General features: G+C 49.9%; 13 protein-coding genes and 1 tRNA gene. 4 read left to right on the top strand and 10 right to left on the bottom strand.

The window, feature by feature from the left end; genetic code table 11:
* Positions 1-333: 333 nt before the first annotated feature.
* Complete coding sequence (gene sulA / locus AABJ99_RS14960; protein ID WP_000288710.1) at positions 334-843, bottom strand: SOS-induced cell division inhibitor SulA; 510 nt, start codon at positions 841-843, stop codon at positions 334-336.
* Between the two features lie 218 nt (positions 844-1061).
* Between sulA and sxy the strand changes: the two genes are divergently transcribed.
* A complete protein-coding gene (gene sxy, locus AABJ99_RS14955; protein WP_000839153.1) occupies positions 1062-1691 on the top strand; it encodes a CRP-S regulon transcriptional coactivator Sxy in 630 nt (209 codons plus the stop codon).
* Here the strand turns inward: sxy and yccS are convergent.
* Positions 1654-3816: a YccS family putative transporter gene (gene yccS, locus AABJ99_RS14950; protein WP_000875038.1), complete on the bottom strand. Its 2163-nt coding sequence runs from the start codon at positions 3814-3816 to the stop codon at positions 1654-1656. The two genes, sxy and yccS, sit on opposite strands and share 38 nt — an antisense overlap.
* 9 nt (positions 3817-3825) lie before the next feature.
* Positions 3826-4272 carry a YccF domain-containing protein gene (yccF, locus tag AABJ99_RS14945; protein WP_001261235.1) on the bottom strand — a complete coding sequence of 149 codons (447 nt, stop codon included), beginning with the start codon at positions 4270-4272 and terminating at the stop codon, positions 3826-3828.
* A 122-nt stretch (positions 4273-4394) separates the two neighbouring features.
* On the opposite strand from yccF, the gene helD reads away from it, so the two are divergent.
* Positions 4395-6449 (top strand): DNA helicase IV, encoded by a 2055-nt coding sequence (helD, locus tag AABJ99_RS14940; RefSeq protein ID WP_039020487.1) that lies wholly within the window; start codon positions 4395-4397, stop codon positions 6447-6449.
* Between the two features lie 31 nt (positions 6450-6480).
* Here helD and mgsA read toward each other — a convergent pair whose 3' ends face one another.
* Together mgsA and csgI are read right to left on the bottom strand one after the other, a co-directional pair.
* Positions 6481-6939, bottom strand: coding sequence for a methylglyoxal synthase (mgsA, locus tag AABJ99_RS14935; RefSeq protein WP_000424181.1), 459 nt, complete (start codon positions 6937-6939; stop codon positions 6481-6483).
* 95 nt (positions 6940-7034) lie between these two features.
* Positions 7035-7697, bottom strand: a complete 663-nt coding sequence (gene csgI / locus AABJ99_RS14930; RefSeq protein ID WP_000847791.1) for a DUF2057 family protein — start codon at positions 7695-7697, stop codon at positions 7035-7037.
* A gap of 172 nt (positions 7698-7869) precedes the next feature.
* Here csgI and yccU point away from each other — a divergent pair, with 172 nt between their 5' ends.
* On the top strand, positions 7870-8283 hold the full coding sequence (gene yccU / locus AABJ99_RS14925; protein WP_000665218.1) for a CoA-binding protein: 414 nt from the start codon (positions 7870-7872) through the stop codon (positions 8281-8283).
* 44 nt (positions 8284-8327) lie between these two features.
* On the opposite strand, the gene hspQ is transcribed toward yccU, so the two are convergent.
* Together hspQ and rlmI are read right to left on the bottom strand one after the other, a co-directional pair.
* Positions 8328-8645, bottom strand: a complete 318-nt coding sequence (gene hspQ, locus AABJ99_RS14920; RefSeq protein ID WP_001295356.1) for a heat shock protein HspQ — start codon at positions 8643-8645, stop codon at positions 8328-8330.
* A 57-nt stretch (positions 8646-8702) separates the two neighbouring features.
* Positions 8703-9893, bottom strand: a complete 1191-nt coding sequence (gene rlmI, locus AABJ99_RS14915; protein ID WP_039020488.1) for a 23S rRNA (cytosine(1962)-C(5))-methyltransferase RlmI — start codon at positions 9891-9893, stop codon at positions 8703-8705.
* Positions 9894-9987: 94 nt separating this feature from the next.
* On the opposite strand from rlmI, the gene yccX reads away from it, so the two are divergent.
* Positions 9988-10266, top strand: coding sequence for an acylphosphatase (gene yccX, locus AABJ99_RS14910; protein ID WP_039020489.1), 279 nt, complete (start codon positions 9988-9990; stop codon positions 10264-10266).
* On the opposite strand, the gene tusE is transcribed toward yccX, so the two are convergent.
* The 3 genes from tusE to AABJ99_RS14895 all read right to left on the bottom strand — a co-directional run bounded on the left by tusE (position 10263) and on the right by AABJ99_RS14895 (position 11636).
* Positions 10263-10592, bottom strand: a complete 330-nt coding sequence (gene tusE, locus AABJ99_RS14905; RefSeq protein ID WP_000904443.1) for a sulfurtransferase TusE — start codon at positions 10590-10592, stop codon at positions 10263-10265. The two genes, yccX and tusE, sit on opposite strands and share 4 nt — an antisense overlap.
* 90 nt (positions 10593-10682) lie before the next feature.
* Entirely contained in the window at positions 10683-11342 is a 660-nt protein-coding gene (gene yccA / locus AABJ99_RS14900) for an FtsH protease modulator YccA (protein WP_000375136.1), read from the bottom strand.
* Between the two features lie 206 nt (positions 11343-11548).
* A tRNA-Ser gene (locus tag AABJ99_RS14895) sits at positions 11549-11636 on the bottom strand.
* Positions 11637-11887 lie beyond the last annotated feature (251 nt).

The following is an 11887-nucleotide window of genomic DNA, read 5'->3' as shown; positions in this document are numbered from 1 at the left end:
AAATACGCCATGAATATCTCCAACGAGATAACACGGTTAAATCCTTCACCGGGGGATCTGCTCAATATTAACTCTACCGATATCTTCGGCTTATGCCGAGCACCCCTGGCGATGTAAAGTCTACAACGTAGTTGAAAACTTACAAGTGTGAACTCCGTCAGGCATATGAAAAAAAAGTCTTGTATAAGGTACGTTTAATCTTTTTTGTCAGCGACAATTTACAGAAGAAAATCGCGGAAACCGCTTCAGACAAGCCTCTGCAAGGAAAATTAGTCACGACTGAAAGCATTGGCTGGGCGACAAAAAAAGTTCCAGGATTAATCCTAAATTTACTTAATGATACAAATTAGAGTGAATTTTTAGCCCGGAAAGTTGTCTCGTTGCGTGAGAGGATGCGCTTACCGGACGCATAATAAACCCCATAGCGTTACCTTCATTTGCCGCATCAACAAGTTCAGCATGCTCTTCTTCAGTCAAATCATCTGCCAACCAACCGATCACCACACTGTAATTGCCCGTGCGTAAAGCGCGAACCATTGACTCCACAGTGTGGCAAGGGGAGAGCTGGCTAATCTGCATCACTTTCGTTAAGGGTAGCCCAGATGCCTGAACCCATTCCCGACTCAGTTTTTGTTGCGGTGTTAACCAGAGTTGCCAGCGCGATTGCTGACCGAGTTGCTGTAACAATGGCAACAGTAGAAGTTGCGTCATCATGGGCTGATCTTCGCGATAGACAACTTCACTGATAAGCCCGGCTGTAGTGTTTTCCGTAGAGACACGCGCAATTTTACTTGCTGCGGATGAGAACGACGAAGAACGATGTGCATAGCCTGAAGTGTACATAATCAATCCAGCCCCTGTGAGTCACTGTATGTATGTACAGTACATCCAGTGACGACAAAGATCAACCCTATTTTCGGAAAGAGCCTCGCAAATTTTGTCGTTAGTGACGGGAAAACATAAATTAATCTTGCCCCTTAAGAATAAGTTGCCTATTTTCGTAGTTAACGGATCCGTTAATGTGAATCATTCTTTTATGTTATGATTTTAAAAGGAATTTTATGAAAAGCCTCTCCTATAAGCGGATCTATAAATCACAAGAATACCTGGCAACGTTGGGCACAATTGAATACCGATCATTGTTTGGTAGTTACAGCCTGACCGTTGACGACACGGTGTTTGCGATGGTTTCTGATGGTGAGTTGTATCTTCGGGCTTGTGAGCAAAGTGCACAGTACTGTGTAAAACATCCGCCTGTCTGGCTGACATATAAAAAGTGTGGCCGATCCGTTACCCTCAATTACTATCGGGTTGATGAAAGTCTGTGGCGAAATCAACTGAAGCTGGTGCGTCTGTCGAAATATTCTCTCGATGCAGCGCTGAAAGAGAAAAGCACGCGCAATACCCGGGAAAGACTGAAAGATTTGCCCAATATGTCTTTTCATCTGGAAGCGATACTCGGGGAGGTGGGGATTAAGGATGTACGGGCGTTACGTATACTTGGGGCAAAAATGTGTTGGTTGCGACTGCGGCAGCAAAACAGTCTGGTGACAGAAAAGATTCTGTTTATGCTTGAAGGGGCCATTATCGGCATTCATGAAGCTGCGCTCCCGGTGGCACGCCGCCAGGAGCTTGCAGAATGGGCTGACTCTCTTACGCCGAAACAGGAGTTTCCTGCGGAACTTGAGTAATCTGGCGTTGCAGACGACCAATCTCTGGCAGTAATGCAATCAATAACCCGACTTGTTGTACGACCAGAGGTTCTTTGCTGTCTGCCCGTGGTTCAAGTTGCTGCATCCGCTGTTTCAGGTCAGCTAATGCCTGATTGACGCGTTCTTCATCAGCAGGTTGATGATGTAGCGCGTCATCAACATAGCAAACTGCGTCATCAAGAAACGCCAGAATTTCAGGATTAGTTAACTGCTCCCGGTGAGCACCGAGGGCTGAGATATAGCTGGTAAACGTATGGTTAAGGCACAGCAACCGAAACGCGGCCTCGCGAATTTGCGGGGTAACGTTCGGCTCGCTGGACATATTTGATACCACCGACGCCAGTTCAGCATCACGGTTGTGTGCATCGCGGCGGGCAATACGATACGCCAGACGGTTATCACGCCCCTGATGGTATTGCTCCAGTATGGCATCGAGATAGCGACAGTTGGCCTCGGTGGCACGTTCGAGCATGCGCGGCAGATTGCGAAACTTCCAGTCAGGCCAGATGTAGCTCACCGCCGCCCACGCAATGGCACAACCAATCAGCGTATCGATTACGCGAGGTAACGCCACTTCAAAACCTTCACCCAGCAAGTTAAAACACAGTAGCACTAAAAGTGTGATGAACATCGTTGCATGGGCATATTGCACGTTACGGAAGGCAAAAAAGAGCACGCCGGTAATAACCAGCAGCACCAGCTGCCCTTCCAGTGACGGCACAAACCACAGCACAGGAATGCCAATGGCGATACCTACCAGCGTACCAATAATCCTTAACTTCAGGCGGTGGCGCGTGGCGTTATAGTTTGGCTGGCAGACAAACAAACTTGTCAGCAAGATCCAATACCCGTGATGCATTCCGGTTATCTGAATGATGGCGTAGCCGAAGCACAACACCAGCGACATTCTTACCGCATGACGGAAGAGGGCGGATTCCGGTGTGAAGTGACGGCTAAGACGCAGCCAGATATCACTCAATCCGTGCGGGCTGTCATCAGCGAGCTCATTTTCGTCATTATTATGGGGCAGTGCCTGGGCCTGTTCTGATTCAATTGTTGCCAGTTGGGCATCAATAGCGCGTAAATTGTTCAGCAAAAATCCCAGTGTTTTGAGTAAATCGGCAGGCGCGCCGTTATCGCGCATCCGCTCCAGCGCAGCATCAATATGCGTAAAAGCGCGCTCAAAATGCGGATCATGTTGATAAGGCTGACGCAGCAAAATACAGCGTGACAGTTGCTGGCACGCCTGGCCCTGCATCGACATCAGTCGCTGAAAACGGAACAGCACGTCGCTGTGGCGAAAATGTTCACGCAATGTTTGATACTGAATATGAGAAGAGCTGGCACGCTCGTGAATATCCTGCGCGACAAAGTAATAATGCAGCGTGCGACGCGTTCCCCGTTGACCACGATCGCCACGTAAACGGGTCAGCAGCGAGAGTTTCGTCTGATTCAATGTCGCCATCAGCTGACCGTTGGCGAGAGCCAAATCGTACAGCGGTGCCTGGCTTTCATCTTCAATATCAGGATCAAACATGCGTGACTTGAGCTCAAGGTAACGCGCCAGTTGTTCATAGCAACGCGCCAGGTTGTCCTGCAGCGGGCGGACCGGGAACAGTAGATGACCAATAAGTGTCAGGACGTTGTACCAGACGGCACCGGCCAGCAGATACATCGGCTGCTGATACCAGTGCTCATACAGTGACGTCCCCAACATAGTGTAAATGGCGATCAGTAACGCACCGAAGGCAATTGTTGCATAGCGTTGACCCAGACCGCCGAGCAAAATGAAGCCGCTGGTAGAGAGCGTTAAACCAATTGCAAATAGCCAGGGCCAGGGAAACAGCAATTCTACTGAGGCCGAGGCGATAAAAAAGCAGAACAGCGTAATGATGAGGTTACGCAAACGTCCCGCCAGCCGGTCATCGAGATCGGTCAGCGCCGCTGCCACCATCCCCAGCGTCAGCGGAATCGTCAGTTTTACATCACCCAGCCACCACGGAAACGCTGTGGTTCCACAAAGCGCAATAAAAATACGCGCGTAATACAGCCAGGCGCTGTTCCAGGTATAGCGTTTGAGCAAAGGACTTAGCATAAAGGCCATATTAGTGGATTATTCAAAACGACGACGTGCATTGGCTTCACGCGCAGCTTGCGCTGTTTCTACCGATACCACGCGACGACCGACCGGCCATAGTGCAATAGCGGCAATTTTAAAGTTCGCAATGCCGACAGGAATGCCAATGATGGAAATACATTGTGCGATGCCCGTTGCAATGTGCATCAGGCATAACCACCAGCCAAAGAAAATCAGCCAGAAAATATTCAATACCGTACCGCCAGTATTCAGCAGCACATTTTTGCCAGCCGGGTTCAGTTCATCGACATGAATAGCTTCATTGCCATAAGGCACCAGAGACAGTTTAGTGATCTCCCAGCAGGATCGTGTCAGCGGTAAGGTAAAAATTAGCACAATACTGACCAGAGTCGCCAACAGCCAGCCCAGAGTGGTGGCAAATCCGCCAAGCACAAAGTTCAGAATGTTCAAAACGGTACGCATAAAACCTCGCTTTACTGTGGTTTTCAGTAATGGGCGGCAATTGTAACGTTTTTTTGGGCTGGAGCACGTTTTCTCTGACGGTTACACTGATAAGAAATCATTTCGTGTGGATCTACAGAGTCATGGAACTGAAAGCGACAACGCTTGGAAAACGTCTGGCACAGCACCCTTACGATCGGGCGGTGATCCTCAATGCCGGGATTAAAGTCTCCGGCGATCGCCACGAATACCTTATTCCTTTCAATCAATTACTGGCAATTCACTGTAAGCGCGGTCTGGTATGGGGCGAGCTGGAATTTGTGCTGCCGGACGAAAAAGTGGTGCGTCTGCACGGCACCGAATGGGGCGAGACGCAGCGTTTTTACCATCATCTTGATGCTCACTGGCGGCGGTGGAGTGGGGAGATGAGCGAAATTGCGGCTGGTGTTTTACGCCAGCAACTGGATTTGATTGCCACGCGTACCGGAGAAAATAAATGGCTGACGCGTGAGCAAACCTCTGGCGTGCAGCAACAAATCCGCCAGGCTTTGTCGGCGTTGCCGTTGCCGGTTAACCGACTGGAAGAATTCGATAACTGCCGTGAGGCGTGGCGTAAATGTCAGGCCTGGTTGAAAGATATTGAAGGCGCACGGTTGCAGCATAATCAGGCGTATACAGAAGCCATGCTTACCGAGTATGTGGATTTTTTCCGCCAGGTCGAATCTTCACCGCTGAATCCGGCGCAGGCCCGGGCAGTCGTTAACGGCGAGCATTCTCTGTTAGTGCTGGCAGGTGCAGGAAGCGGAAAAACGTCGGTGCTGGTGGCCCGTGCAGGCTGGTTGCTGGCGCGAGGTGACGCTGCTCCTGAACAAATTTTATTGCTGGCTTTTGGTCGCAAAGCCGCTGAAGAAATGGATGAGCGTATTCGCGAACGGCTACATACCGAAGACATTACCGCGCGCACGTTTCACTCGTTGGCACTGTATATTATTCAGCAGGGCAGCAAAAAAGTGCCGACAGTCAGCAAACTAGAAAATGATACCGCTGCCCGTCATGAACTCTTTATTGCTGAGTGGCGTAAGCAATGTAGCGAAAAGAAAGCGCAGGCGAAGGGCTGGCGGCAATGGCTGACGGAAGAAATGCAGTGGTCAGTGCCAGAAGGTAACTTCTGGGATGATGAGCAATTACAGCGTCGTCTTGCTTCTCGCCTCGATCGCTGGGTAAGTCTGATGCGAATGCACGGCGGTGCACAGGCAGAAATGATTGCCAGTGCGCCCGAAGAGATTCGCGATCTGTTCAGTAAACGTATCAAGTTGATGGCCCCGTTATTAAAAGCCTGGAAAGGTGCGCTGAAGGCAGAAAACGCTGTCGATTTTTCCGGCCTTATTCACCAGGCGATTGTGATTCTGGAGAAAGGTCGCTTTATCAGCCCGTGGAAGCATATTCTGGTTGATGAATTTCAGGATATCTCGCCGCAGCGTGCAGCGTTGTTAGCGGCATTACGCAAGCAAAACAGTCAAACGACGTTGTTCGCTGTTGGCGATGACTGGCAGGCGATTTACCGTTTCAGCGGTGCGCAAATGTCGCTCACCACCGCTTTCCATGAAAACTTTGGTGAAGGCGATCGCTGTGATTTAGATACGACTTATCGTTTTAACAGTCGTATCGGTGAGGTGGCAAACCGGTTTATTCAACAGAACCCGAATCAGCTGAAAAAGCCGCTAAACAGTTTAAGTCTTGGTGATAAAAAGGCCGTCACGTTATTGGATGAGAACCAGCTTGATGCTTTGCTGGATAAGCTCTCTGGTTATGCCAAACCGGAAGAGCGCATTCTGATGCTGGCGCGTTACCATCACATGAGGCCTGCCAGCCTGGAAAAAGCGGCAACACGCTGGCCGAAGTTGCAAATCGACTTTATGACCATTCATGCCAGCAAAGGGCAACAGGCGGATTACGTCATCATCGTTGGCTTGCAGGAGGGGAGTGATGGTTTTCCGGCTGCGGCGCGGGAGTCGATTATGGAAGAGGCGCTACTGCCACCGGTTGAGGATTTTCCGGACGCTGAAGAACGGCGGTTAATGTACGTGGCGCTGACCCGGGCACGCCATCGGGTATGGGCATTGTTTAACAAAGAGAATCCCTCTCCCTTTGTCGAAATACTGAAAAATCTGGATGTGCCGGTGGCGAGAAAACCGTAGGAAACAGGTGGCGTTTGCCACCTGTGTAATATTACTTCAGACGGTCCGCGAGATAACGCTGATAATCGGGGATCAGAATATCGACCGCGTCGTTGAAATGCGGTGACTGGATAATGAAGTCTGCCGTTGCCACGTTGGTGGCAACCGGAATGTTCCATACCGTCGCCAGACGCAGCAAGGCTTTCACGTCAGGATCGTGCGGCACGGCATTTAGTGGGTCCCAGAAGAAAATCAATACATCAATTTTACCTTCTGAGATCAATGCGCCAACCTGCTGGTCCCCCCCCATTGGGCCACTCAACATCGCGTTGACGTTCATGCCGGTCGCGCGGGAAATTAAGTTACCGGTAGTGCCTGTTGCATACAGTACGTGTTGTTCCAGTAACGGTTGATGCCGTTCCACCCAGCTCATCAGCATTTGTTTGCAGTGATCGTGTGCCACCAGCGCAATATGTTTCCGCGCAGGTAAAGTACGTGTCGTCAGTTCCATAATGTACATCCGTAGTTAACTTTCCTACAGATTACTGTAAGCACTTATCGCTGCAAGAGAAAGACCGAAAAAGCCTGCGCACAGGCACAAAAATCTCAGGAAGATGGTTGTTTTTCCGCCCATTGCAGAAAAGTATTTCGCGTTTGTGGGTCAGCCAGTTTAAACCAATACTTCAGCCGCTGTTCTGTGAGCACCTGAGACTGCGGTGGAATAGCATCCAGCTCGGAAACACCCGAAAGCAGCGTGCTGTCATCTGCCATCATCGTGGCAAATTGCGGTAGTGAAGCGCGTTTCGCGGATTTGTTATAACGTTCAACCTCGACCTCATAATCAATCGTTTTTGCCGTTGAGGTAATGGCGAGAATATCCAGCTTTACCGGAATCGGCGTCGCATCGCCATCCAACAATTCAAGGCGCGGCGCGGCATCAAAATGGTTAGCTTCCCGCTCATTCTCCAGGCGAGGCAGGCGAAAATTGACCTGGTTGATGAGCTGGGTATTAAAACTGACCACTAGTGGTGGGGAGATATACAGCCGTTCTTCACTATTGGAAAGATGAATCGTCTTCTCAACGCGAAACACTAACTGATGTGGTCCATTATCCAGTTCAATGCTGTCCGCACCGCGCAGCAGAGAGCTGGAAACCTTCTTGCCGTCGAGTACCAGAAGATCGACATCGGTTGAAAGCCGCAGCGTGGTGGCAAAAACGGATACCGGCAAACATAATGCAATCAAGGTGGTCACGATGCCGGTTTTCATAGGTAGCTCCTGTCAAAAGACCGCCCGAATAATAATGTGTCAAAATTTTTCTTTAATCATACTTACTAACATATAGACATAATTCCCGCTTTTGCTCTCATTCATTCGTATTAGCTGCATGGTTGGCATGTCGGCTTTGTCGTACACTTTGTTAAACAGTCTGGAGGAAATAATGAAAGAAACCGATATTGCAGGCATTTTAACGTCCACTCACACCATTGCGCTGGTGGGGGCAAGCGACAAACCCGATCGTCCCAGCTATCGCGTGATGAAATATCTACTCGACCAGGGGTATCACGTCATTCCGGTTTCACCAAAAGTTGCCGGCAAAACGCTGCTGGGCCAGCAGGGATATGGCACGCTGGCAGAAGTTCCGGAAAAAGTCGATATGGTCGATGTTTTCCGTAATTCAGAAGCGGCGTGGGGCGTGGCGCAGGAAGCGATCGCCATTGGCGCGAAAACCCTCTGGATGCAACTGGGGGTGATTAATGAGCAAGCGGCAGTACTGGCACGGGATGCCGGGTTAAATGTGGTGATGGATCGCTGCCCGGCTATTGAGATCCCTCGCCTGGGCCTGGCCAAATAAAAAATCCCCGGAAGGCCAAAACCTTCCGGGGATTTGTTCAGGGATTAGTTACGCAGACGCGGGGCCTGAAGTTGTTTGCGGATGGTCTGCGCCAGCTCATCCATGGATGGCTGTTCAGGATGTTCATCCTGCAATTCGCTACTTAGCTGGGCTTCAGCCAGGTAGGTATGAACCGGTAGGCCGTTATCGTCCTCCATCACCACGTGATACCACGGAGCGGCGCGAAGCTCGTCATTCACCGCCAGCTCATCAGGCGACGGTTCAGAGAGCGAATAAACCGGGTCGATATCCACGACCACTCCGAGATAACCTAACAGGGAATGGCGGACCTGCTGGCCGATACCGAATTTGCTGGCAATCATAGTCACCTCCCGGGAAATCTTTACCTTTGATATAAGGGTAAAATTCCACATTTCAAGTTACATGACGCGACAGGCAAACCCTTTCAGATATAGCCCTTCCGGGTAGGTAGCGATCACCGGATGATCGGCTGCCTGACGGAACTGCTCTATAAATTGTACATCACGACCGGCATCAATTGCGGCATCCGCGATGATTTTCTGAAATAAATCGCTGGTCATCAGACCGGAACAGGAGAAAGTCAGGAGAACTCCGCCTTCATTCAGCAACTGAATCGCCAGCATGTTGATGTCTTTATAGCCACGACACGCACCCATCAACTGGCTTTTATTCTCAACAAACTTCGGCGGGTCCATCACGATAACGTCAAATTTTTCACCGCGATCGCGATAAGTACGCAGCAATTTAAAGACATCATCACGGACAAACTCAGCCTTGCTCAGATCCAGTTTGTTCAGCTCAACATTCTGCCGTGCAATATCCAGCGCTTCCTGGGAGGTATCAACGCTGACAACCTGGCTGCAACCGCCCATCAATGCCGATACGGCGAAACCACCGGTATAGGAAAAACAGTTCAGTACGCGTTTATTTTCAACGTAGCGGCGGGTAGCCAGGCGGCTGTCACGCTGGTCCAGGTAGTAGCCCGTTTTGTGCCCGTGCTGAATGTCCACCAGCAGCTTCATGCCGTGTTCTTCAATCGGCAGCAGGGCAGGCGGTAGCTCTCCGGTAACGGGGCCCTGGGTCAGTTCCATCCCTTCTTTTTTACGTACCGCAACGTCGCTGCGATCGTAAATTGCACATTCCGGGTAGAGCGTTTGCAGGGCGCTAATTAATGCCGCACGCTGGTATTCCGCGCCTGCGCTTAGCAGTTGCAGTACCAGAAAATTACCGAAACGATCGATAGTAATACCCGGCAGGCCATCAGATTCTCCGGCGATTAAACGATAGCTGTCGAGGCCATCTTTTTGCGCCAGCCAGTCACGCCATTTTTGCGCTTGTTGCAAACGGCGGGTAAAAAAAGCAATGTCAATGGATTCAGAGGGGTCAAACGTCCAGACGCGCGCCCGGATTTGCGAAGCTGGCGAATAAGCGCCGCGTGCTAACCATTTTCCCTGATGATCAACAATATCGATGGTTTCACCGAGGCTGGCTTTACCTTCCATGCGGGCAACGGCCCCGGAAAAGACCCACGGATGGCGACGAAGTAATGATTTTTCGCGCCCTTTGGCTAACACTAAACGTACACTCATAATTTACTTTTCTGTCGATGCAAAGAAATGGGCGTCATTGTCCGGAGTTTTCCATGGATTTGCAACGCGTCCATTAAGGATAAGGAGAGCAGCAATGTCGAAAGTCTGCATAATTGCCTGGGTTTACGGGCGAGTTCAGGGCGTAGGATTTCGCTATACCACGCAGTACGAAGCGAAAAAACTCGGGTTAAGCGGCTACGCCAAAAATCTTGACGATGGCAGCGTGGAAGTGGTTGCCTGCGGTGAAGAAGGGCAGGTGGAAAAATTAATGCAGTGGTTAAAGAGTGGCGGCCCGCGTTCTGCACGTGTGGAACGGGTGCTCAGCGAGCCGCATAATCCCTCGGGGGAATTAACCGATTTTCGTATTCGTTAGATACATTTTACCGGTTTTGGCAGGCCAGCAATTTTGGTGGCTTGCTTAGCCGGACCTTTCGGAAACAGTCGGTATAAATAGCGGCTGTTACCTTTTTCTTCGCCAAATTTATTCGCCATCGCTTTTACCAGCATACGAATCGCCGGAGAAGTATTGAATTCCAGATAGAAATCACGCACAAAACGCACCACTTCCCAGTGTTCTGGTGACAGCGTAATCCCTTCGTTCTCTGCAATCACCACTGCCAGCGGCTCACTCCACTGACTGCTTTCTTTGAGATAGCCTTCGGTATCCGTTTCTATCTCTTTACCTTCGAAGATCAGCATAATTATTACTACCTTAATCAGACTGGCGGCAGTGTAACAAAAAACAAAGCCCCGCATAAAGCGAGGCTATGAAAGTGTTAGCGGGTGAGATTAATCGCGGCTGGCGAAGCCCAGAATGCTCAGCAGGCTGACGAAGATGTTGTACAGCGAAACATACAGGCTAACCGTGGCACGAATATAGTTCGTTTCACCGCCATGAATGATGTTGCTGGTTTCAAACAAGATAGCGCCAGAGGAGATCAGAATGAAGACCGCGCTGATCGCCAGATGCAGGGCAGGCAGCTGCAGGAAGATATTAGCAACCATACCAATCAGCACCACCACAATACCCGCCATCAGCATACCGCCAAGGAACGACATATCTTTGCGGGTGGTCAGCACATACGCAGAGCAGCAGAAGAACACTAACGCCGTTCCGCCCAGTGCCATAGCGATTACGTCACCCATTCCGGCAGACAGATAGGTATTCAGAATTGGTCCGAGGATATAACCCAGAAAACCGGTAAAGGCGAATGCGGAGATAATTCCGGTCGGCTTATTCGCCGTTTTATAGGTCAGGAACATCAAACCATACATACCCACCAGCGTCAGAATCAGACCCGGAGATGGCAGCATCAGCACCGTACTGGCAGTTGCGGTAATCGCCGAAAAGGCCAGCGTCAGGCTCAGCAGAAAATAGGTATTACGCAGCACCTTATGGGTGCTAAGCAGCGATGTACGGTCATGTGAAGAACTAACAATACGATCCATTGAGTCACTCTCTATGACAGATGTAATTAATTAAGCAGCATAATGATAATGCGTAAGGGCACCCAGAAGTTTTACCCATCTTTACGCATTTGATCTGGAACAGGTTTAACAGTGGATTATCAGGTCATTAAGCAAATATAACGCCCTGAGAATTTCGACAGGCAAAAGAAAAAGGGGTTAGCATTTAGCTAACCCCTTATCTTATTTGGCGGAAGCGCAGAGATTCGAACTCTGGAACCCTTTCGGGTCGCCGGTTTTCAAGACCGGTGCCTTCAACCGCTCGGCCACACTTCCGGAATGACGCGCACTATAAACATCCCGATGCGGCGTGTAAACCCCTAATTTGTTCGTTTGCCTGAAAAACAGCCAAAACCGCATTGATAGCGTGAAATAACAGCAGTTTGATCATTTCATCACCATGAATTCCTTCTCTTTTACTCGTTTAGCAACCGGCTAAACATCCCCACTGCCCGGCAAAAAGAAAAATAGGTCCATTTTTATCGCTAAAAGATAAATCCACACAGTTTGTATTGTTTCGTGCAAAA

Source organism: Escherichia coli, assembly GCF_036503815.1.
GTDB lineage: Bacteria > Pseudomonadota > Gammaproteobacteria > Enterobacterales > Enterobacteriaceae > Escherichia > Escherichia coli_F.
Note: the sequence above shows the minus strand (reverse complement) of the source record. Positions and strands in the feature narration are given on the sequence as shown.

Excerpts from the sequence above, each read along its gene's own strand:
- sulA (WP_000288710.1), bottom strand. The coding sequence starts at position 843 with ATGTACACTTCAGGCTATGCACATCGTTCTTCGTCGTTCTCATCCGCA.
- sxy (WP_000839153.1), top strand. The coding sequence starts at position 1,062 with ATGAAAAGCCTCTCCTATAAGCGGATCTATAAATCACAAGAATACCTG.
- yccS (WP_000875038.1), bottom strand. The coding sequence starts at position 3,816 with ATGGCCTTTATGCTAAGTCCTTTGCTCAAACGCTATACCTGGAACAGC.
- yccF (WP_001261235.1), bottom strand. The coding sequence starts at position 4,272 with ATGCGTACCGTTTTGAACATTCTGAACTTTGTGCTTGGCGGATTTGCC.
- helD (WP_039020487.1), top strand. The coding sequence starts at position 4,395 with ATGGAACTGAAAGCGACAACGCTTGGAAAACGTCTGGCACAGCACCCT.
- mgsA (WP_000424181.1), bottom strand. The coding sequence starts at position 6,939 with ATGGAACTGACGACACGTACTTTACCTGCGCGGAAACATATTGCGCTG.
- csgI (WP_000847791.1), bottom strand. The coding sequence starts at position 7,697 with ATGAAAACCGGCATCGTGACCACCTTGATTGCATTATGTTTGCCGGTA.
- yccU (WP_000665218.1), top strand. The coding sequence starts at position 7,870 with ATGAAAGAAACCGATATTGCAGGCATTTTAACGTCCACTCACACCATT.
- hspQ (WP_001295356.1), bottom strand. The coding sequence starts at position 8,645 with ATGATTGCCAGCAAATTCGGTATCGGCCAGCAGGTCCGCCATTCCCTG.
- rlmI (WP_039020488.1), bottom strand. The coding sequence starts at position 9,893 with ATGAGTGTACGTTTAGTGTTAGCCAAAGGGCGCGAAAAATCATTACTT.
- yccX (WP_039020489.1), top strand. The coding sequence starts at position 9,988 with ATGTCGAAAGTCTGCATAATTGCCTGGGTTTACGGGCGAGTTCAGGGC.
- tusE (WP_000904443.1), bottom strand. The coding sequence starts at position 10,592 with ATGCTGATCTTCGAAGGTAAAGAGATAGAAACGGATACCGAAGGCTAT.
- yccA (WP_000375136.1), bottom strand. The coding sequence starts at position 11,342 with ATGGATCGTATTGTTAGTTCTTCACATGACCGTACATCGCTGCTTAGC.